The sequence below is a fragment of the Devosia crocina genome, from assembly GCF_900116545.1.
GTDB lineage: Bacteria > Pseudomonadota > Alphaproteobacteria > Rhizobiales > Devosiaceae > Devosia > Devosia crocina.
Window position 1 is genome coordinate 687,227 of record NZ_FPCK01000001.1, and the last position, 20,957, is coordinate 708,183.

Below are 20,957 nucleotides of genomic sequence, written 5' to 3' on the forward strand. Positions count from 1 at the left end.
AAGGGGGAGGGATAAGACGGTGGGCCTGGAGGGAGACTGTCAAACACACAACCCTGCTCCTCCCCCTTTTGGAGGGGGAGGCTGGGTGGGGGTGCCGACAGAGGCCACCCCTTGAAAATCAAGCGAGCCCCAATTGCCCAAACTTCGGATGACAGGCCGCGGCCTCTGGATCACTGCGCTTATCATGCCGCCGCTGGCATTCGTGGCGCTGTTCATCGTTTATCCGATCATCTCGGCGTTCGCCTACGCCTTCTTCGACTGGCAAGGCCTGCGTCGAGGCGACTTCGTGGGTCTTGAAAACTTCCACACCGTGCTGTTCGTCGAGCCCTACCGCTCCTGGACGATCAACGCCTTCAAAAACAACGTCATCGTCTTCTTCGCGCTGATGGTGCTGCAGAACGGTCTGGGCTTCATCCTCGCCTATGCACTCTGGCGGGAATTGCCGGGCGCGCGTTTCCACCGCATTGCCGTTTTCCTGCCGGTGGTGCTTTCGACCATCATCGTCGCCTACCTTTTCAAGCTCTTCTATCATCCGCTTTTCGGCGTCGTGAACATCAGCCTTCGCGGCATCGGTCTCGACTGGTTGGCACAACCCTGGCTGGGACAAAGCGGCACGGCGCTCTGGAGCATCATCATTGCCCAGGCCTGGCACATGGTAGGGTTCCCAACGCTGGTTTTCCTTGCCGGCATGCAGCGTATTCCGAGTGAAATCCTCGATGCCGTGCGCATGGAAACCGAGAGCGAATGGGTCAAGATCACCAAGATCGTCTGGCCGCTCGTGGCGCCCAGCGCCACCATCGTTTTCACGCTGCTGTTCGTGGGCGCATTCAACTGGTTTGAGCTGCCCTATATCATGGGCGGGCTCGATGGATCGCCCTTCGGCTCGACCGACGTCCTCGGGCTCTATTTCTATCGGACGGCCTTTGGCAACGTATCGGCCGGGCAGCAGGATTTCGGCCTTGGCTCAGCCCTGGCGGTTCTGATCTTCATCTTCATCGCTTTGGTTGCCGGCGTCATCACCACACGGCTGCGCGCCCGGGAGATCCAGCTATGAGTGCGGCAGCGACGAATTACTATGATCGCAGGGGACTGTTCGCGACGCTCGGGCGCGACGGGCTTTTGCAGATCATCCTGATCGCCAACACCATCATCATGCTGGCCCCGATCATCATCATGGTCTTTTCGGCCTTCAAGACGACGCCGGAGATTTTTAGGGCGCCTTTTGCCATTCCCGATTTCACCCAGGTTGCGAACTTCGTAAAAATCTGGAGCGAAACGAACTTCCTCCGGTATCTGCTCAATTCCTTCATCGTCACCGGCGCGTCGATGGTCTTGATCCTGACGCTTGGGACCATGGCTGCCTATGCGATCGGCCGCTATGCCTTTACCGGCAGCAATTTCATTCTGATGTTCTTTCTTGCCGGGCTGACGCTGCCGCTCAAGCTTGCGATCATTCCGCTCTTCATGCTGATGCGGGATCTGTCGATCCTGAACAACCAGCTTTCGCTGATCTTTGTTTATACGGCGATGGGGCTGCCGACGACCGTCTTCATCATGACCGGCTTCATCCGCAGCCTGCCCAATGAACTCGAGGATGCTGCGCGCATGGATGGGGCAAGCGAAGCGCGGATCATGTGGTCGATCATGCTGCCGCTGGTGCGTCCGGCCATGGTGATCGCCGGCATCCAGAATGTCGTGCCTATCTGGAACGATTTCTTCTTCCCGCTGGTCTTTATCCAGAACGACAATCTTAAAACCCTGCCGCAGGGGCTGACGACCTTCATGGGCGAATACACGACGGATTGGGGCGTATTGTTTTCCGGACTGACGCTGTCGGCGGCGCCGATCATCATCATCTACATCGTGCTCTCGAAACAGTTCATCGCCGGCATGACGTCGGGTGCGGTCAAGTGATTACGACCCTTCCGCGCGGCCTGATCGTCTCCTGTCAGGCGCGAGCAGACAACCCGCTTCATGGCCCCTCATTCATGGGCGCCATGGCGCTTGCCGCCCGGGATGGCGGTGCTGTCGGTGTTCGTGCCAATGGCCCTGCGGACGTCCGCGCCGTCAAAGCCGCTGGCTTGCCGGTCATCGGTATCCAGAAAGTATTTTCGGAGACGCATCCAGTCTACATCACCCCTGATTTTGCCGCCGCAGCTTCTATAGTCGAAGCCGGTGCCGGCATCGTCGCGCTCGATTGCACGCCCCGTGCGCGGAACGGGGAGGCGCCGCAGATCCTGATCCGACGCATTCGCGAAGAACTCGGCGCCGAAGTCTTTGCCGACATATCGACCTTCGAAGAAGGTCTTGCGGCAGCCGATTGGGGCGCCACTTATGTCGCAACGACCTTGTCCGGCTATACTGAGGAGACAGAGCCCAAGCCGGATCATCCCGATCTTGCACTTGTCGAGAGGCTGGCCGCGCGTCTCTCGGTTCCAGTCGTTGCGGAGGGGCGATACAATTCGCCGGACTGGGTTAGGCAGGGGTTCGCGGCCGGTGCACATGCTGTTGTGGTGGGCACGATGATCACCAATCCGCGCGAGATCACCAGGGCGTTCGTACGGAGCGGCGTGCCCGGATGACTGCGGCTCATATTGGCCTTGATATCGGCGGCACCGGCAGCCGCTGGGTGGCCTGCGACGAGACAGGCGCTGTCCTTGCGCGCGGGCAAACGGCAGGTGCGACGGGCCATGTCTTCAACCCCAGCGAACAGGCACGGCTTGCTGCGGCACTCCAAACCATTGCTTCGAGTTTAGGCGAACAGCACCTTACAGCAAAGACGTTGACCGCGGGGATTACCGGCTATGGATCGGCCGCAGGCGAGGAGGTGAAGGCGCTGGCGCACACCGCACTGGGTCTTTCTGTGCCCGATATCGTTCTGGCCGATGACATCGTCCTGGCTTACGCGGCCAATTTCGCGCCGGGAGAGGGGCATGTCATTGCCGCAGGCACTGGCTCCATCGGTGTGCATGTGACGGCAGGAGGCGAACTGATCCGCGTCGGTGGCCGCGGCATTCTGATCGACGATGCCGGCTCGGGTAGCTGGATCGCGCTCCAGGCCCTCGACCACATGTATCGCGTGCTCGATCATTCCGGTTCATTTGCCGGAGTTCAGCACCTCGCCGACGCGCTTTTTGCTGATATCGGCGGCGCGAGCTGGAGCGATGTTCGCCAGTTCGTCTACGGCAGTGATCGGGGGCGCATCGGTACGCTGTCGCTTGCCGTGGCGCGCGCGGCGCATGCCGGCGATGTCGCGGCGCTTTCGATCCTGCGCAGCGCGGGCGCCGAACTCGCCCAACTCGCCAAGGCGCTGAGCGCGAGGGTCGGCACGACCGCGCTTGCCTTCACCGGGGGCGTCATCAAGCTGCATCCTGTTATTCTCGACGAGATCATCCGCCGCCTTCCTGATGCCGAAATCCAATCGGCGACTGCGGATGCGGCGCTGACTGCGGCACGGCTTCACACGGGCCGAAATGGCGCCTGGGCCAAGCTGCTGCCGCTGGTCGCGACACGCGCCTGAGATCGCCGGCGCTGTGCCTATTCTCGCGCGCCTGACGGGCACATAAGCGCTGCCTCTTGCTTTCTGACGGCCCTTGGCATTGATATGTGCCATGCCGCGCTTGGGAGGCCCGCATGCTTGGTGGACGCCGTGCACTCGTTTCCGTCTTTGCAGCACTCGCACTGCTTGGGGCTGCGGGGGCGGCGCAAGCTGAAACCAGTGTCGACCTGCTGCGCGACACTGATCTGCCGGGGCTTGACTACAAGATCGTCAGGGATACCGACCTCGACGCTTGCGAGGCTGCGTGCAGGGACGACGATATCTGCTACGCCTTTACCTTCAACGATCGCAGCGACTGGTGCTTTCTCAAGGCAAGCGCGGGGGAGCAGACCGCGTTTTCCGGCGCAACCTCGGGCAAGATCTCGCGCACGCCGTCGCTCGCTGTCACTGAGGCGGTTCGTCAGGCGGAACTGCCGTTCCCCGCACAAACTCTGATCGAAGCGGCGCGCGCTTTTGCCGAGCAGTTGCCAGATACCGATGCGCCTGCGCCGAAGTCGGTTTATGCCGATCTCGTGGCTTCTGCCGAGGACGCTACGAACGGCGAGAACTACCCGGCGGCCATGGTCAGCTATCGTCAGGCGCTGGCGCTCAACGCCAACGATCCCGCGGTGTGGCAGGCACTGGCCGAAGCTGCCCTGAGGCGCGCGGACGCGGTCAAGGGGCAGGAAACCGGCGATGACAGCTATGATCTGTCGGTTCTTGCGACAAACGCGGCCCTGAACGCCTTTTTACGCTCAACATCGGTCGAGGCCAGGGCTGCGGCCTTGCGTGCGCTCGCCAACAGCATGGAATATCGGGACATGTGGCGGGAGGTGATCGCCACCTACCGCGCAAGCCTTAACCTTGTCGCCAATGGCGAACTTGAAACCTATCTCGATACCGTTGTCGCTCAGTACGGGTTCCGGGTCACCAATCATGTGGTCGATGCCGAGGCTGCAGCCCCGCGCATCTGCGCCGTTTTCTCCGAGCCACTCGCCAGCACCGATCTTTCCGCTTTCGTTTCGGTGGCCGATGCACAGCAGACTTCAGTCGAAACCGAGACAGATCAGGTCTGCATCGAAGGCGTGCAGCATGGTGGCCGCTACAGCATCAGGCTACGCGCCGGGATTGAATCGGCAGACGGCGAAGAACTCGGCAAGGATGTCGATCTCGATGTCTACGTGCCCGATCGGGCGCCTTTCGTCGGCTTTGCCAACACTGCCTATGTCATGCCCTCCGGCCTTGGCGGCGGGCTGCCGATCACCTCGGTGAATGCCGACACGGCCGAGGTCATGATCTACCGCATAGGCGACCGGAGCATTGCCATCGCGGTGCGTGACAATGTTTTCCAGGGCAACCTATCCGAATATGACGCGGAAGACGTTGCCGATCGCGTGGGGGAACAGGTGTGGGCTGGCGAAGTGGACCTTGCCCGCGGCGAAAACAACGCCATCACGACCACCGCTATTCCTATTGCCGACACAGTTGGGGAGATCGAGGCTGGCGCCTATGTGATTACTGCGCGGATCAAGGGGAAGGCCACAGGCGAATATTGGCAGGACATGGCCACCCAGTGGTTCATCGTGACCGATCTCGGGATCACCACCCTTGCAGGCGATGACGGCATCCACGCCTTTGTCCGCAGTCTCGATACGGCTCAACCCGTCGCCGGTACCACAGTGCGGTTGGTGGCCAAGAACAACGAGATTTTGGGTGAAGCGCAGAGCAATAGCGAGGGCCGTGCCGTGTTTGCGCCGGGCCTTGCCCGTGGGCAGGGTGGCCGGGCGCCACAACTCCTGGTCGCCGAGACCGAAGGCGGAGACTACGCGTTTCTCGATCTTTCGCGGCCCGCTTTCGATCTGACCGACCGCGGGGTCGAGGGGCGGCCTTCGCCGGGCCCACTCGATCTTTTCGCGACAACCGAGCGGGGCGTCTACCGACCCGGCGAGACCGTGTTCCTCACCGCGCTCTTGCGTGACCCGCGCGCCGATGCGGTGACAGACCTGCCGCTGACGCTCGAGATCGAGCGGCCTGACGGTGTCGTCGCTTCAAGCCAGGTGATCAATGACGAGGGCGCCGGCGCGTACCACGCAGCCCTGCCCATGGCGAGCGAAGCCATGCGCGGCTCATGGACTTTGCGCCTCTATTCCGACCCCAATGCGGACGCTCTGGCGAGCACCACATTCTTGGTGGAGGATTTCGAACCCGAGCGCCTGGCGTTCGATGTCAGCACGCCAACCGACGCGCCGTTCGCGCCTGGCGAGGTCAATGAGATCAACGTTGCCGCGCGCTATCTTTATGGCGCAACAGCACCGGATCTTGCGGTCGAAGCCGATGCCATCGTGCGGCCACGCACGACGCTGCCGGATTTTCCGGGTTACACTTTCGGGCGCATCGACGACACTATCGAAACAAGCCGAGAGCCGCTGGGGACAGTGGGGCGGACCGATGCGGACGGCGATGCCGTTGCCGAAGTGAGCCTGCCCGAAGCGCCGGTGACGACGAAACCGCTCGAGGCGCAAATCCTCCTGCGGCTTGTCGACACCAGCGGCCGCGCCATCGAGCGCAGCATAGTCCGGCCCGTTCTGGCACAAACCGACCTTATCGGCATCAGGCCACTCTTTTCGGACGCATCAGGGCTCGAAGAGGGCAGCGAGGCGCAGTTTGAACTGGTAGTGGTTTCACCCGATGGCGAGGCTGTTGCGCAAAGCGAAATCGGCTGGACCCTGTCGCGCGTCGAGACCACCTATCAGTGGTATCGCGGCGGTGCGGGCTGGCAGTGGGAAGCCATCACCACAACGCGAGAAGTCGCCAATGGCACAGCCGAAACTCAGGCCGGTGGTACAGTCACCCTAGGCGCGCGCGTCGATTGGGGTCGGTATCGTCTCGAAGTGGAAACGCCGGGCCCCAACGCCAGTGCCTCAAGCTACGAATTCTATGCCGGCTACTATTACCCGGAAGCTGGCTCAGACACGCCGGACACGCTGCAGGTCGCGCTTGACCGGGAAAGCTATAGGGTCGGCGACACGGCCAATCTCAAGCTCGATCCGCAATTTGCCGGCACGGCGCTGGTGATGGTGGTCGACAACCGCATCATCGCCATGGAGGCGGTCGATGTGCCCGCCGAGGGTGCGACGGTGCCGCTTGAAGTGACGGAGGAATGGGGGCCGGGCGCTTATGTCACCGCCGTGCTCTACCGCCCTTCGGACGCTGGCGAAAAGCGGATGCCGGCGCGAGCACTCGGGCTTGCCTTTGCCGATGTCGAGCCAGGTGATCGAAAGCTCGACGTGTCCCTAGAAACGCCGGACGAGACACTGCCGCGCCAGAGCTTTACCGCCCAGGTTTCGCTCGGCAATCTTGCGGCAGGCGAGACTGCCTATGTGGCCGTGGCCGCCGTGGACCTCGGCATTCTGAACCTGACCAATTTCAAGGTGCCGGCGCCCGAAGAGTGGTTTTTCGGGCAGCGGCAGCTGGGCATGGAAATCCGGGATCTTTACGGCTCCCTGATCGATCCGACCCAAGGGCTCGCCGGTGCGATCCGCTCGGGGGGCGATGGCGGCTCTGCCCGCACAGGCACGCCGCCGCCGACCTCGGTGCTCGTGGCGCTTCATTCGGGTATCGTCGAGATCGATGCCGATGGCAACGCAACCGTGACTTTCGACCTGCCCGACTTCACCGGCACCGTTCGCGTGATGGCCATGGCCTGGACTGCGAGCGCGGTGGGGCACGCCTCTACCGATGTGATCGTGCGCGATCCGGTGGTCGTCACGCTCAGCCCGCCGCGGTTCCTGCGGATCGGCGATGAAACGCGTCTTCTTGTCGAGATCAACAATGTCGGTGGCCCTTCGGGCACCTATGGTATGTCGCTCGCGACCGGCGAAGGCGTTGCAACGCCTGACCAGAGCGCCGAACTGGAGCTCGCGGAGGGCGAGCGGACAGCGCTTGAGTTGCCGCTGACCGGTATGCGGATCGGGGACTGGCCGGTGGTGCTCACGCTCACGGCGCCCGACGGATCGGCCCAGACCAAGCAATTGCTGCTCGGGGTGCGCCCTGTTAGCGCGCCGATCACGACCAGCCACCTCGTACCGATCAAAGCCGGCGGCTCAGCCGAGATCACGGCACGCTCGTTCAAGGGTCTGCTGGCCGGAACGGGGTCGCTGACGCTTGCCGTCGGACCAATTGCACGGCTGGATGTGCCGGGCTTGTTACTATCGCTCGATCGCTATCCCTATGGATGCGCCGAACAGACATCGAGCCGCGCCCTGCCGCTCTTGTACCTCAACGACGTTGCCCGGATGATCGGCGTTGCCGAGGACGAAGGACTGAACCAGGTGGTGGTCGATGCCATCGCCAGCGTTCTCGCCAAGCAGACATCCGCCGGCGGATTTGGCCTGTGGGGGCCGTTTGATGGCGGCGACTTCTGGCTCGACGGGTTCGTTACCGACTTCCTCCTGCGGGCGCAATCGGCCGGCTATGCCGTGCCTGAACAGGCGCTGGGCCGGGCGCTCGATAATCTCTCCAACCAGCTCTCCTACGCTTCGGACTTCGAGAATGGTGGGGAAGACATCGCCTATGCACTTTACGATCTTGCCCGTGCGGGCCGGGTCGCCATGGGTGACCTGCGCTATTATTTCGAGGCGCGTCTCGATGCCTTTGGGTCGCCCCTGGCTCAAGCTCAGCTTGGTGCCGCCCTCTCGCTCTATGGCGACGCAACACGGGCGCAAGAGGCTTTCGAGTCAGCGGTTGCTCGTCTTGCAGAGAGCGGACAGTGGAACGGTTATCGCGACGATTATGGCAGCAAGCTGCGCGATACGGCAGGGGTGCTGGCGCTAGCGGCCGAGTTCAAGCAAGCTGGCGTCGATCTCAGTGCACTCGCCGCGCAACTGGCAAAGATGCGTGATCGGGCGCGCTACACCTCGACCCAGGAGGACACGTGGAGCCTTCTCGCCGCCGCGGCCCTGGGGGCTGGCAGCAGTGATGGATCAATCACGCTCGATGGTGAAGAGCTGACGGGTCAAGTTTATCGCCGCTATGAGCGCGAAGGTTTTGAAACCGTCGCCATCGCCAACAACGGCACAGCTGACACCGAAGCCAAGGTGACCGTGACCGGCTATCCAACGGCTGCCCCAGTTGAAGCTTCAGAAGGGTTCACGCTCACCCGAGAATACTTCTTGCCCGATGGTACAGCGATCGATCCGACCGATGGTACGCTGGCACAAAACGATCGTCTTGTGGTTGTGCTGACCATGCGTCCGGCAACGCTTGGCTCCGGGCAATATGTGGTGGCCGATCCGCTGCCTGCCGGCTTTGAGATCGAAAACCCGAACCTGTCGGCGGGCGAGGGGGCTTCGGATTTTTCCTGGCTCACGCTTGATACGCCCGCACATGTGGAATCGCGCACCGATCAATATGTGGCGGCGTTCCGGTTCTGGTCTGAAGTGGGAACGATCAAGACTGCCTATCTCGTGCGCGCGGTGACCCCAGGACGCTTCGTCTTGCCAGGGGCGACGGTGGAAGACATGTATCGTCCAGAGTTGCGGGCCAATACGGCCGCCGGCACCGTCGAGATCACCGCGTCTGGCCGATGAGCCGGATCGATGTCCCATCCGCTCCCAAACAGCCGCGCCCCTGGGTGGCGCGGCTGACGCTTCTTGCCTTTTCGATTTTCGTCCTGACGCTGGCTGGCGTGATCCAGCTGGTCTCATGGGTCACGACCATCGAAGCGGGCTTGCCGCCCGCCCCTCAATTGCAGAGCATTCCTGTTTCGGTGTCCGTGGTGGACCGCGATGGGCTGCTTCTGCGGCCGTTCACCACCGCAGATGGACGCTGGCGTCTGCCGGCTCAGCGCACCGACGTCGACAAGCGTTTCATCGATATGCTGATCGCCTATGAGGATCGGGGATTTGGCAGCCATGAGGGCATCGCCTGGTCCTCCATGGTCCGGGCAGCAGGGCAATTCCTGGGCGCGGGAGGACGTGTCGTCTCCGGAGGGTCGACCCTTACCATGCAGGTTGCTCGCCTGCTGGAAGGGCAATCGACGCGGAACGCCTGGGGCAAGCTGCGCCAGATGGTGCATGCGAAGCGGCTGGAAGCGGATCTGAGCAAGGACGAGATCCTCGATCTTTATCTGACGCTGGCGCCCTATGGCGGCAATATCGAGGGCATACGCGCTGCAAGCCTTGCCTATTTCGGCAAGGAGCCAGCGCGGTTGACGACGGCAGAGGCCGCCCTGCTGGTCGCTCTGCCGCAATCTCCAGAGGCGCGCCGGCCCGATCGCGACCCCGAAGCCGCCCTTGCAAGCCGCAATATGGTGCTTGATCGGCTTGTTGCTACCGGCACGATCGCCGCGGAAGAAGCGCGTGCTGCAAAGCTTGAGCCGATTCCCGATGCGCGCCGCCAATTTCCGATGCTCGCGGCGCATATGGCTGACGCTGCCGTGCGCAGTCAACGCGGAACGGCAGAGGTCGCGCTGACGCTCGACAAGCGCCTGCAGGAGGCCCTCGAACGGCTCGCCACAGCGCGCTCGCGCCTGATCGACCCTCGAGTGTCGGTAGCAATCCTTGCGGCCGATATCGAAACCGGCGAGGTGCTGGCCTCGGTTGGCTCGGCGGGACTATTTGCACGGGAAAGCGCGGGATTTGTCGATATGACAACGGCGATCCGCTCGCCCGGTTCGACACTCAAGCCGCTCATCTATGGGCTTGCGTTCGAGTTGGGCCTTGCTCATCCACAGAGCCTCATCGAAGATCGGCCCACCGCGTTCGGCGGCTATGTGCCCGTCAACTTCGATGGCTTCAACCGCGGCACGGTCACCATCCATGATGCGCTAACGGAATCGCTCAATATCCCTGCGGTAGTGGTGCTGGATGCAGTTGGGCCCGCGCGGCTGGTCTCCCGTTTGCGCCGGGCTCATGCCAACCCGCGCCTGCCGGTCGATACGGCGCCAAGCCTTGCCGTGGGACTGGGCGGTGTCGGCATCAGCCTGCGCGATCTCGTCTCGCTGTATGCCGCCATTGGCAATGGGGGTGAATCGGTCCGCCTGCACGATGGCATCGCTCCAGCAATGGAGACTGATCGGACAGCCTCGGTTCTTGATCCGGTTTCCGCCTGGTATGTGGCCGATATTCTTGCCGACGTGCCGCCGCCGCTCAACGGCTCACCGGGGCGTGTCGCCTACAAGACCGGCACGTCCTACGGCTATCGCGACGCATGGTCGATCGGCTTTGACGGCAAGACGGTGATCGGCGTTTGGGTGGGGCGGCCGGATGGGGCGCCGGTTCCGGGCCTCTCCGGCATCACTGCGGCAGCTCCCATACTTTTTGAGGCATTCGATCGCCTGGGTGCGCGCCGATCGCCTTTACCCAGAGCGCCGGTGGGTGTGCTCCATGCGGCAAATCCCGATCTGCCTTTGCCGCTGCGGCGGTTTAGACACCCCAACCAGGACATGGTCGCGCGAGTGGCTTCCCCAGAGATCGCTTTCCCCGCCGATGGGGTCGATGTCGATTTGGGACTGGTTTCCGGGGCCGAAGCTTCGCTGGTGGTGAAGGTGCGCAATGGTGTTCCGCCCTTCACCTTCTTTGCCAATGGGGCGCCGTTTGGGCGCTCCCATTTCGCAAGACAGGATGCGTGGTCACCCGATGGTCCTGGGTATGTCACGCTCTCGGTGGTCGACGCAGAAGGCCGGGGCGACAGCGTAACCGTGTTCCTCAACTAGCAGGAGGAAAGGCTTCAGCTCAACACCTGACGCAGCTGGGTCAGGATGCTGGCGGTGTCATAGGGCTTGCGCACCACGGGAACCCCTTCAAACTCGGCGGATATGCTGCCACGCTCGCCATAACCGGTTGCGAAGATAAAAGGGATGCCGGCTTCGATGAGGTGCCGGGCGATAGGGGCGGAAGATTCTTCGCCGAGATTGACGTCGAGCACGGCGCAATCAGGCCGCTCGCGCCCGAGATAAACCAGAGCCTCGCGCAGCGATGTGGCCGTAGCCGCCGCGTTCATGCCGGAATCGGTAAGGATCTGCTCAAGATCAAGCGCAATCAGCATCTGATCCTCAACGATTAGAACGTTCTTGCCCTTGAGCGAGGAGAAGTCGGTGGCCGCGGCAGGCTGATGCACCTTTGTCACCGTTGCCAGCTGTGCGCGGTTGCTGACAAAGCGCGGGGGGATGCGGAAACGGGCAGTCACGCCATCGGAGTGATAATCCACATTGCTTTCCCCGCCCAGATCGAACGGGATACTGCGATCGACCAGCACGGTTCCAAACCCTCGACGGCTCGGCGGACGCACTTCGGGGCCCTTGCGTTCCTGCCAGACAATATCACAGGCTCCCACCGCATCGAGCTTCCACTCGACCTTCAACTCCCCACCGGGCCGCGAGAGCGCGCCATATTTGGCCGCATTGGTGGACAGTTCGTGGAACACGAGCGCCATGATGGAAAAGGAGCGCGCATCCATCCAGGTGTTTGGACCGGTCAACGTGATCGTAGCGGAGCTGGTCTGATAGGGGCTGAGTTCGGCATTGAGCAGATCCAGCAGGCTGCCGCCGCCATCGCCACGAATGACCTGATCATGAGCAAGCGATAGGGCCTGGATGCGGCCGCGGAGGCTGTCGACGTAATCGGCAAGCGATTGTCCGTCCTGATTGGGGCTCGTGACGAGAGACTTGATCACAGCAAGGATGTTCTTGACCCGGTGATTGAGCTCTTCGTTGAGCATGCGCTGGCGAACATCGGCCTTGGCCCGCTCGTCAGCCAAAAGCTCGGAATGCTGGAGAATGACGCCTACCATGGCCGCACGGGTGGCCTCGGCGAACTCGCGCTCCTGATCGGTCCATGGCGCGGACTGATGGTGCACGGTTTCTTTCCAGATCGCAAAGCTCTTGCGCGGCGTCAGGCGATCCCCGAGCGGGCCCACTTCATAGGTCTTATCGGGATTGCCGGCCCAGTCGAGCGTCTGCACCAGCTCGCGGCGGAAGAAGAACAGGAAGTCGCGCGGCCGCTGAGAGATCGGAACAATTAATACGCCCGATACCTGGCTGGCATAGTCCTCGGCGCCTGCCAGGACGTTTGAGAGCTTGTGCGTTGCCCATACGCGACCTTCGGCAACAGTTTCGGCAAAGCGCGCGAGGCCGGGGAGCACCGCATCGGGTGCCGTGGTGCCGATACTGGTGGCTGTTCCATTGATCCAGAGAACGACGCCATCGGCGGGAATCAGCTGGGCGAAATCGGTGACGCGATCGCGCATCAACTGATTGATATCTGCAGCTCCCACCGCTTCGCTGAGAAAGGAGTCGAGTGCCGCCCGGGCTGCAGTCGCCACTTCCAGCGAGCGGCGGTGCCGCAGCGCACTGAGATGGAGCGAGAAGAATTCGCCGAACATTTCGGCGGCAACCCGTTGGGCCATCGAGAGGGTGCGCGGCGCATAGTGGTGGCAAGCGATCATGCCCCAGAGGGCACCATCGACGATGACCGAAATCGACATGGAGGCGCCGACACCCATATTGCGCAGATATTCGCAGTGTATGGGGGAGACGCTGCGCAAATGCGCAAAGGAGAGGTCGAGCGGCTCGCCCGATGCATCAAGCGCCGGGACCACCGGGATGCGCTCGAAATTGGCATCAGAGATGATGCGGATCGTATTCTTGAGATAGAGCGCACGTGCCTGCTGGGGGATGTCGCTCGAGGGGAAATATTGGCCAAGAAAGCTCTCGAGATCGGCGCGTTTGGCTTCGGCCATGACCTTGCCTGCGCCGTCCTGGCCAAACTGGTAGATCATGACGCGGTCATAGCCCAGCATGCCCTGAACGAGGCGAGCGGTATCGCGGATCAGGCGCTCGGGGGTGTCGATGGCGGAGATGCGGCCCAGCATGGCGCGGGCGAGTTCGAGTGGCTGCGCCACCTCTTCACTCGCCGGCTCGAATTCGAGCACCGCATTACCCTTGAACCGATGGACCGCGACGTCATAGCGGCGGCCATTCTCAAGCCGCTGCCCGAACAGAAGCGATGAGCGAGCACCCTCCGGCGTCCGGCTCAAAGCATTACGGATATCATGCGCGGCGGAACTGCCGATCAGATCGCTGAGAGAGCGGCCATTGGGATCGCCTTCGATCCCGAGCATGGCCCCAACATTCTGTGAGTGACGCAGCACTGTACCCGCCGAAGCATCGCAGGCTAGCAAACTGCCGTGTGGCTGGATGCTTCCCGGAATGTGGATCGGCTCGCGATCGCAGTTTGTCAGGTCGACGTGTTGATGAGCGGTCATGAGGCGGTCTGGCTGTAGGTTTCGAGCGCCAGCCGAAAAGTCGCAAGGCTGGCAGCTATGATGGCGTCGTACCGCTCAGGCGGCGTTTTTTCTAGGATGGCAAGGAATTGCGGCCAACGTGCGGTGTCCCCAGCCTGGAGTGTCAGGTGCCGCGCGCCATGGTTTTCGCTCATGCCGAGCGCCCTGGCGCGCTTGAGAAGAATGCGCGCGCCGACGCCTGAGCCTTCAAGCACATAGAAAGCGCCTATGGCACCATTTTCGTCGCTAAAATCGAATGGTGGCGCCGCTTGGACGTCAGGCAGGCGGCCGAGGTCGCGGAGATCTTCGCCAAGTGCTGGGGTGAGCGGGGTTACCTGCCAGAGTACAGATGATGGCAGGCGAGGCTCAATAGTGGACCGGAAGCGGTGAGTGTTAACAACGTAGTCCGCATAGCCCTCTTCGCTGGCAAACTCGCCGACTTGCTGATCCAACTGGTCGTGCAGGTCAGACGTTTCTGCCCTCAGGGCACTGCGAAGAGAGGCTTGGGCCATTTTGTCTCCAATTCGGTGTGACCATAGGCTGCGTCGCGTTGCCTTGTCATTTCAATATTTTACACGCAGCGTTAGCGAGTGAGAGCGCGGTGCGGCCTGTGAGTGATGCAGATAATGTTGACTTCTTGCGTCACCTTAAATAGGGCTGCGGCAGTTAATTGAGAAGCGGCACACGGTTAAGCACGGCGCTCGATCTTTCAACAGTGCTGCAGTGGCTGGAAATGGCGGATCTTATGTTTTCCTTTGCTCGGGCAGGTATCTTGTTGATCTGCGCAACGCTTGCGCTTGCGACAGCCAGTTTCGCTCAGGACGCTGTTCCTTCGGCGCCCGAAACGATGGTCGAATCGGTTGAACAGGCAGCGCCTCTCTCCACCTCCGTGCCGGAAGACACTTCCATCCCAACTCCGCAGCTCGAGCAGCCCTTGATTGAAACGGGGCTAGAAGGTCATGACATGTCGCCCTGGGGCATGTTCATGGCGGCCGATTATGTCGTGAAGGGCGTGATGATTGGCCTTGCTGCCGCGTCCGTCATAACGCTGATCATCTGGGTTGCCAAAACCATGCAACTGTCGGGCGCGCGGGCTCAGGCGAACAAGGCATTGCGCGAGGTTGTCAAAGCGAGAACTCTCGCCGAGGTTGCCGGCATCATGGAAAAGCGGCGCGGTGTCGGCGCGGTGCTGGTCAAGGCGGCCGCCGAAGAGATCGAATCGTCCTCCGACCTAGCTGGACGCGTTGCGCCATCGGGCATCAAGGAACGTGTGTCATCGCGCCTGTCACGCATCGAGGTTGCCGCGGGGCGGCGCATGTCACGCAGCCTCGGTGTTTTGGCATCAGTGGGTTCAGTCGGCCCGTTCATCGGATTGTTTGGTACCGTCTGGGGCATCATGAACGCCTTTGTCGGCATAGCGGAGACGCAGACCACGAATCTCGCAGTGGTCGCGCCCGGCATCGCGGAGGCACTTCTAGCCACGGCCCTGGGCCTGGTGGCCGCTATCCCCGCCGTCATCATCTACAACGCCTTTGCTCGCTCGGTGACGGGATACCGGCAATTGCTTGCCGATGTCTCAGCGGGGATCGAGCGCCTCGTGAGCCGGGACCTTGATCGGCTAGCCTTGGCAGGGCAGGCGCCCCTCGCGCGTGCGGCGGAGTAGATCATGGCTGGCGGTATTCGCGAAAGTTCGGGTGACGAACTCGATGTCAATCACGAGATCAATGTCACCCCATTCATCGATGTGATGCTGGTGCTGCTGATCATCTTCATGGTCGCTGCGCCGCTGGCAACGGTGGATGTCAATGTCGATCTGCCGGTGTCGAACGCTACGCCTGCGCCGCGTCCGGAAGAGCCGCTGTTCGTTACTCTCAGGGATGACCTGACACTGGCAATCGGCAATGATGACGTGGCCCGCGAAGGCATCGCAGCGGCGCTAGACCAGATAACGGAAGGCGACCGAGAAACGCGTGTATTCGTGCGGGCGGATGCTGCAGTCGCCTACGGAGAGTTGATGGAGGTGATGAACCTCCTGCGGTCCTCGGGCTATGTGCGCATCGCCCTGGTCGGGCTCGAAACTGCCAATGCTGTGCCTCCGCCAGCTCAAGGCAACCAGGTCTCGCCATGACGGACAGGGGTGACAGCTTTGTTGCCGAAGATTTCCTGCGGCTCAGACGTGGGGACCTGGTCCTATGGACCACCGCAAGCGTCGTGGTGTTCAGCGGCCTTGTGGCTGGCGCTTGGGCGTATCAAACCTATGTGCCGGAGCCTGCTCCAGAGGGTGCTACCGCCGGTGCCGTTGTGGTGGAGTTCGCTGAGTTCGAAACTTCGCCGGTGACGGAAGAGCTCGACGTTTCCGAAGGATTGGCGAGCCTTGCAGCTGAGGCTGCCCCGCCCACTGAGCTTGAGCCGGATGACGCCGCAGAGCCCATCAAGGAGCCGCCGCCGGCTGAAGACCCTTCACCAGCTCAGGAACCAATCGTCGAAGAAGTAAAAGAGCCGGCGCCACCGGAGCCGGTCGAGCTGCCGGAACCCGTGGCTGAAGTGCCGCCGGCGCCCAGGCCGGAGGAGCCCGTCATCGACGAGACGGAGGTCGAGGTGCCCGAGCCTCAAGTGACTCTGCCTCCGATACCGGAAAAGGTTGCCCCTCAGCCGGAAGAGGAGCAGCAGCTGCCAGAGCCAGAGCCAGAGCCAGAGCCAGAGCCAGAGCCGATCGATCCTAACCTGCCGATGCCGGTTGCTATGCCGGAGCGGATTGCGGAAAGACGTGCGGAAACGCCGCCGACGAAATGGGATCCTCCACCGCGCCGCACGGCGCCGCCCGAACAAAAGGCCTCGACACAGACCTCGGCGCCGCGTCCTGCCGCCGTGCAATCGCAAACTGCTGCCGCTCCGCAGCCTGCGGCTGTTGCCGCACCGAGCGGTTCCCAGGTCAGCCGCTGGGAAGGCAGCGTTCTGCGTCATATCGGCCAGCGCCGTCGCTATCCGGCCGACGCACGTCAGCGCGGGGAGGAGGGGCGGGTCGTGGTCCAGTTCACCATCGATACGTCGGGTCGGGTGCAATCTGTCAGAGTGGTCGGCTCGAGCGGCTATCCCGCGCTCGATCAGGCTGCACGGGACCTGGTGATCGCCAGTTCGCCCGTGCCCGTTCCACCGGCAGGCCTGCCGCAGTCTCGGCTAACCATCGGCATGCCGATCGATTACGAGCGCTGAGCGGATGCCCCGATAAGGGCTATGTAGTTTTCGAGAACGGAAGCGGTGCGTTGGCGGCGGGGTGTCGGCAGCGCGATGTCCGCCACGATGGTCGCCGGGCGGCCGGCAAGCAACAGCACACGATCGGCAAGACGCGCAGCGTCTTCGGCGATATGGGTCACAAGCAGCGTCGTTGGGGCGCTTTGGTCCAGAAGCGTGCTCAGGACGTCATGCATTTCTTCGACCAGCTCTCGGTCGAGCGACACGAATGGTTCATCGAGCAGCAATAGCCCGGAATTGAGCGCCATGGCGCGCGCGAGGGCCACACGGCGCTGCATGCCGCCCGAGAGCTGATGGGGGAAAAGATCGGCGCTGTCGATCATGCCAGTTCGTGCCAGCGCCGCGCGTGCCTCGTTTCCGGACATCTCCTGGCCCGCAGTCTGCACATTGTCGAACGCAGTCAGCCAGGGGAGGAGACGTGGATCTTGAAAGACGAAGCCTGGGGGCGGGGACAGCTTGGCTTGTGTGCCATCGATGAGGATCGATCCCTCGAACACGGGGTCGATGCCGGCAATGAGCCGCAGCAGGGTCGATTTGCCGATGCCCGAGGGGCCAAGAATGGCGGTGACGCTCCCGGCTGCGATCGCGACGTTGAAGTCGCGGAAGATTGGCTCGCCGTTCCTAAAACTCTTGATCGCGACAGTGACGTTCAGATCGGGGCCGGGCGCCATCGCAGCACTCTCCTCTCTACCGGACGCAGCACGGCATATTCAAAGCACAGCACGACGAGGATAAAGGCTGTCGTATAGGCGAGAATGCCGGTGATATCGAAGAACTGGAACATGAGGCTGACGCGATAGCCTACGCCGCCGTCGCTGCCGAGCACTTCGAAGACCAGCACGATCTTCCAGATCAGGGACAGGCCCGTGCGGGCTGCGGCGAGGATGAAGGGCACGAGTTGCGGCACGAAGATAAGCCGCAAACGCCTGGTGAACGACCAGCGCATGGCGCGGCCCAGTTCGTCATAGTCAGCGGAAAAGCCCCGCACGCCTTCGCGTATGGTGGCAGCTACGAGCGGCAGTTTGTTGATGACCACGGCCGATATGAGTGCGATCTCGGTGAGGCCGAGCCAGATATAGAGCACAATGGCCACGACGATGGCCGGCAGGTTGAGGCCAACGAGCAGCCAGCTCGAGAGCAGCCGGTCGAGCGCCGGCAATCGGCCGAGACAGATCCCCAATGCGGTGCCCAGAGCCATGGCGCAGAGGAAGGCAGCGCCTGCACGGAAGAGCGTTTTGCCCAGATCCGGCAGGAGATTGGCATTCTGCGCCAGATCGACGATTTCGCTTCCCACTGCAAGAGGGGTGGGGAAGAGCCGGTGGGCCAGCACCATTGCGAGAGCCTGCCAAACGGCAAGAAGCAGCGGAAAGGACAAAGCCTCGAGCCATTGAAGGCCAACGCGGCGCTCACCTTGCTGGACCGCTATTTGCGGTATCCTTTCCAGAACGTGCCGGGCGCCAAATGGGGGCTCTCGCCCACGACATCGTTGCCGCCATATTGGCCGAGGAGAGCGAAGGTCTTTGCGGCAGCGCTGACATCGTCGGGATCGTAGGAGGTGACGATGCCCTCGCGGTAGTCATCGCGCAGTTGCACAAAGAGCGGCTGATCGCCTGCAGCACCCATCAGCTCCTGCAGACCGGTCCAGACATCATCCTCGTTAAGCAGCACGGATTTGGCTGCGAAAGAGGCGTCGAGAAATGCGGTGATGGCTTCGGTCTTGCCGGAGGCGGTGTCCTCGGTAAAGGTCCAACCCAGGAGCGGTGGCTGTTCGGCTATGCCAAGCTCATCGAGCATGGTTTTGACGGAGATGATCTCGGCCATTTCCGCGGCCTTGGCGCGCGCATTCCACTGCCAGAAGTTCAATCCTGCCGCGACGCCGCCTGAGCCGAGCAGTTCATTGATAAGAGGCGGAGCGCCGAAACGCGCTTCGGCATCTTCGGTCAGGCTCTTACCCGTGCGGCTTTCGTAGAGGGCCTGGAGAATGATCCAGCTCTTGTCCGCGGGCCCACCGGCAACGCCGATGGTTTCGCCCTCGAGATCCTCGACCGTCTCAATGTTTGAGTCTGCAGGCACCATGAGTCCTCCGACCGTCAGCGAGTGCGGTACGAGAGTCAGCATATTCCCAAGGCTGCGTTGGGCCGAAACCCAGACGAAATCGGACAGGATCACGTCGACCGCTCCGGTCTGGAGCGCAATCTGCCCGGCCCGGCTATCGGCGACATAGCGGATGTCGAGGAAAAGGTCACGGTCCCCGTCGAGGCCGAGTGTCTTGATGGTCTCTATCTCCCACTGCACGGTGCCGCTTTCCTGGACGCCGACCGTCAGGGATAGCGAGCCTTCCGCCAAGGCATGGGCGAAGCCCAGCGCCGCCATGAAGGCGGCTCCGGAAAGTGGTTTAGACAACTGCATGGTCTCAGGCGCCGGTGACGCGCCAGATGACATCGCCGACGTCATCGGCCATCAACAACGCACCATCGCTTGCCACGGCAACGCCGACCGGACGTCCGTAGGAATGCTTCTCGTCTTCCGAGAGGAAGCCGGTGAGAATGTCACGTGGAAGGCCGACAGGCTTGCCGTTCTCGAACGCCACAAAGGTTAATTTATAGCCGCTCAGCTTGCTGCGGTTCCACGAGCCATGCTGGCCGATGGCCATGCCGGCGGGGAAGCCGGGAAGCGTGCCTTCTGGAACCCAGGCAAGCCCAAGCGAGGCGGTGTGGCCACCCAGAGCGAAATCAGGGTGGTCCTGCGATGCTGCTGGATGCGCGGGACTTTGTTCGACGCGATCATCGACCACGCCCCAATAAGAATAGGGCCAGCCATAAAAGCCGCCATCGCGAACTGAGGTCAGATAATCCGGCGGGGTTTCGTCACCGAGGCCGTCGCGCTCGTTGATCACGGTCCAGAGCGTATCGGTAGCCGGCTCCCAGGCCATGCCCACGGGATTGCGCAGGCCCGCGCCATAGATGCGCGATGTGCCGGAGGCGATATCGTATTCATGGATGCAGGCGCGGTTTTCTTCGGCTGCCATGCCGGCATCGCCGATATTGCTGAGCGAGCCGACAGCGACATAGATCTTGCTGCCGTCCTTGCTGGCGATGAGGTTTCGCGTCCAATGGCCACCGGGAACAAGGTCCATCAGCTTGCGGCCTGGTGCGGTGATCCGTGTCGCTGCGGGATCATAGGGATAGGCGAGCAGAGCGTCGCTGGCGCCGACATAGAGCGTGTCGCCGATCAGGGCCATACCATAGGGCTGGCGAACGTTTTCGATATAGGCAAAGCGCTGTTCGGCAACGCCGTCGCCATCGGCATCCCGAAGCAGGGTGACGCGATTGGGGCTCGTGCCGGAGGCGCGGGCGCGCTGCATGGTCACGGACATGGCGTGATCGAAAAGGCTTGAGGGCTTGCCCGATTCCCCCATGGATTCAGCAACCAGCACATCGCCATTGGGCAACACATAGACCTGCCGGGGATGATCGAGCCCCTTGGCGAAGGCATTGACCTTGAGGCCGGCTGCCGCGGTGGGCTTGTGGTCGCCTTCCCAGCCCTTGGCCGTCGGCATTTTCAAGGTGGGAATGCTGCCCTGCGCCTTCGGGGCGGGAATGGCGGGGGCGGAGCCATAGACTGGCGACTTGTTCTCGCCGCCGTGACGGACAGCTACGGCTACTGCACCGACAGCAGCAACGAACTGGGCGAAAAGAGAATTGGCGTTCATGGAAACATCTCGGCGGCAGGTATGGAAGCGAGCAGAGCACCTTCTTAACACGCTGCGGACCAGGGGAAAGCTCCCAATCCGGCTTTTCAGCGCCATGAGGCGATAAGTGGTGATGCTTCGGCCTGTGAAACCTTGGATTTACCCCTTGATGCGCATGATGGTGCCCTCTGGAGC

The 20,957-nt window shown here is 62.3% G+C and carries 15 protein-coding genes; 9 read left to right on the forward strand and 6 right to left on the reverse strand.

All coding sequences use genetic code 11. The annotated features are described in order from the left end of the window. Positions 1-133: 133 nt before the first annotated feature. The 6 genes from BM364_RS03175 (at position 134) to pbpC (ending at position 11,252) form a co-directional block, all read left to right on the forward strand. Entirely contained in the window at positions 134-1,054 is a 921-nt protein-coding gene (locus tag BM364_RS03175; RefSeq protein ID WP_244542755.1) for a carbohydrate ABC transporter permease, read from the forward strand. Next, entirely contained in the window at positions 1,051-1,914 is an 864-nt protein-coding gene (locus BM364_RS03180) for a carbohydrate ABC transporter permease (protein WP_092420808.1), read from the forward strand. Before BM364_RS03175 ends, BM364_RS03180 begins: the two co-directional genes overlap by 4 nt. Next, entirely contained in the window at positions 1,911-2,582 is a 672-nt protein-coding gene (locus BM364_RS03185) for an N-acetylmannosamine-6-phosphate 2-epimerase (RefSeq protein ID WP_210186379.1), read from the forward strand. The genes BM364_RS03180 and BM364_RS03185 overlap by 4 nt, the downstream gene beginning before the upstream one ends. After that, positions 2,579-3,520, forward strand: coding sequence for an N-acetylglucosamine kinase (locus tag BM364_RS03190; protein ID WP_092420810.1), 942 nt, complete (start codon positions 2,579-2,581; stop codon positions 3,518-3,520). The genes BM364_RS03185 and BM364_RS03190 overlap by 4 nt, the downstream gene beginning before the upstream one ends. Positions 3,521-3,633: 113 nt before the next feature. Beyond that, positions 3,634-9,126, forward strand: coding sequence for an alpha-2-macroglobulin family protein (locus BM364_RS03195; RefSeq protein WP_092420813.1), 5,493 nt, complete (start codon positions 3,634-3,636; stop codon positions 9,124-9,126). Continuing rightward, complete coding sequence (gene pbpC / locus BM364_RS03200) at positions 9,123-11,252, forward strand: penicillin-binding protein 1C (protein WP_092420816.1); 2,130 nt, start codon at positions 9,123-9,125, stop codon at positions 11,250-11,252. The genes BM364_RS03195 and pbpC overlap by 4 nt, the downstream gene beginning before the upstream one ends. A 14-nt stretch (positions 11,253-11,266) precedes the next feature. On the opposite strand, the gene BM364_RS03205 is transcribed toward pbpC, so the two are convergent. Both BM364_RS03205 and BM364_RS03210 read right to left on the reverse strand, forming a co-directional pair. Then, entirely contained in the window at positions 11,267-13,801 is a 2,535-nt protein-coding gene (locus BM364_RS03205) for an HWE histidine kinase domain-containing protein (protein ID WP_092420819.1), read from the reverse strand. Continuing rightward, entirely contained in the window at positions 13,798-14,331 is a 534-nt protein-coding gene (locus BM364_RS03210) for a biliverdin-producing heme oxygenase (RefSeq protein ID WP_092420822.1), read from the reverse strand. The genes BM364_RS03205 and BM364_RS03210 overlap by 4 nt, the downstream gene beginning before the upstream one ends. Before the next feature lie 233 nt (positions 14,332-14,564). Here BM364_RS03210 and exbB point away from each other — a divergent pair, with 233 nt between their 5' ends. The 3 genes from exbB to BM364_RS18310 are packed head-to-tail and all read left to right on the forward strand — an operon-like array spanning position 14,565 to position 17,032. Next, a complete protein-coding gene (gene exbB, locus BM364_RS03215; protein ID WP_175528440.1) occupies positions 14,565-15,482 on the forward strand; it encodes a tonB-system energizer ExbB in 918 nt (305 codons plus the stop codon). A 3-nt stretch (positions 15,483-15,485) separates the two neighbouring features. Further along, positions 15,486-15,947, forward strand: a complete 462-nt coding sequence (exbD, locus tag BM364_RS03220) for a TonB system transport protein ExbD (RefSeq protein ID WP_092420828.1) — start codon at positions 15,486-15,488, stop codon at positions 15,945-15,947. After that, positions 15,944-17,032 (forward strand): energy transducer TonB, encoded by a 1,089-nt coding sequence (locus BM364_RS18310; RefSeq protein WP_175528441.1) that lies wholly within the window; start codon positions 15,944-15,946, stop codon positions 17,030-17,032. The genes exbD and BM364_RS18310 overlap by 4 nt, the downstream gene beginning before the upstream one ends. Here the strand turns inward: BM364_RS18310 and BM364_RS03235 are convergent. Genes BM364_RS03235 through BM364_RS03250 form a run of 4 tightly spaced genes read right to left on the reverse strand, consistent with a single transcriptional unit; the run spans position 17,020 to position 20,783 of the window. Beyond that, on the reverse strand, positions 17,020-17,742 hold the full coding sequence (locus tag BM364_RS03235) for an ABC transporter ATP-binding protein (RefSeq protein WP_092420834.1): 723 nt from the start codon (positions 17,740-17,742) through the stop codon (positions 17,020-17,022). The genes BM364_RS18310 and BM364_RS03235 overlap by 13 nt on opposite strands. Beyond that, complete coding sequence (locus BM364_RS03240) at positions 17,721-18,446, reverse strand: ABC transporter permease (RefSeq protein ID WP_210186380.1); 726 nt, start codon at positions 18,444-18,446, stop codon at positions 17,721-17,723. Before BM364_RS03240 ends, BM364_RS03235 begins: the two co-directional genes overlap by 22 nt. Before the next feature lie 47 nt (positions 18,447-18,493). Beyond that, positions 18,494-19,474 carry an ABC transporter substrate-binding protein gene (locus tag BM364_RS03245; protein WP_210186381.1) on the reverse strand — a complete coding sequence of 327 codons (981 nt, stop codon included), beginning with the start codon at positions 19,472-19,474 and terminating at the stop codon, positions 18,494-18,496. 10 nt (positions 19,475-19,484) lie between these two features. Next, positions 19,485-20,783, reverse strand: coding sequence for a PQQ-dependent sugar dehydrogenase (locus tag BM364_RS03250; protein ID WP_092420840.1), 1,299 nt, complete (start codon positions 20,781-20,783; stop codon positions 19,485-19,487). Between the last annotated feature and the right edge of the window lie 174 nt (positions 20,784-20,957).

What these genes read in the sequence shown, in the direction of transcription:
- exbB (WP_175528440.1), top strand. Translation starts at nt 14,565, where the DNA reads ATGTTTTCCTTTGCTCGGGCAGGTATCTTGTTGATCTGCGCAACGCTT.
- exbD (WP_092420828.1), top strand. Translation starts at nt 15,486, where the DNA reads ATGGCTGGCGGTATTCGCGAAAGTTCGGGTGACGAACTCGATGTCAAT.
- BM364_RS03235 (WP_092420834.1), bottom strand. Translation starts at nt 17,742, where the DNA reads ATGGCGCCCGGCCCCGATCTGAACGTCACTGTCGCGATCAAGAGTTTT.
- BM364_RS03195 (WP_092420813.1), top strand. Translation starts at nt 3,634, where the DNA reads ATGCTTGGTGGACGCCGTGCACTCGTTTCCGTCTTTGCAGCACTCGCA.
- BM364_RS03205 (WP_092420819.1), bottom strand. Translation starts at nt 13,801, where the DNA reads ATGACCGCTCATCAACACGTCGACCTGACAAACTGCGATCGCGAGCCG.
- BM364_RS03190 (WP_092420810.1), top strand. Translation starts at nt 2,579, where the DNA reads ATGACTGCGGCTCATATTGGCCTTGATATCGGCGGCACCGGCAGCCGC.
- BM364_RS03250 (WP_092420840.1), bottom strand. Translation starts at nt 20,783, where the DNA reads ATGAACGCCAATTCTCTTTTCGCCCAGTTCGTTGCTGCTGTCGGTGCA.
- BM364_RS18310 (WP_175528441.1), top strand. Translation starts at nt 15,944, where the DNA reads ATGACGGACAGGGGTGACAGCTTTGTTGCCGAAGATTTCCTGCGGCTC.
- BM364_RS03210 (WP_092420822.1), bottom strand. Translation starts at nt 14,331, where the DNA reads ATGGCCCAAGCCTCTCTTCGCAGTGCCCTGAGGGCAGAAACGTCTGAC.
- pbpC (WP_092420816.1), top strand. Translation starts at nt 9,123, where the DNA reads ATGAGCCGGATCGATGTCCCATCCGCTCCCAAACAGCCGCGCCCCTGG.
- BM364_RS03180 (WP_092420808.1), top strand. Translation starts at nt 1,051, where the DNA reads ATGAGTGCGGCAGCGACGAATTACTATGATCGCAGGGGACTGTTCGCG.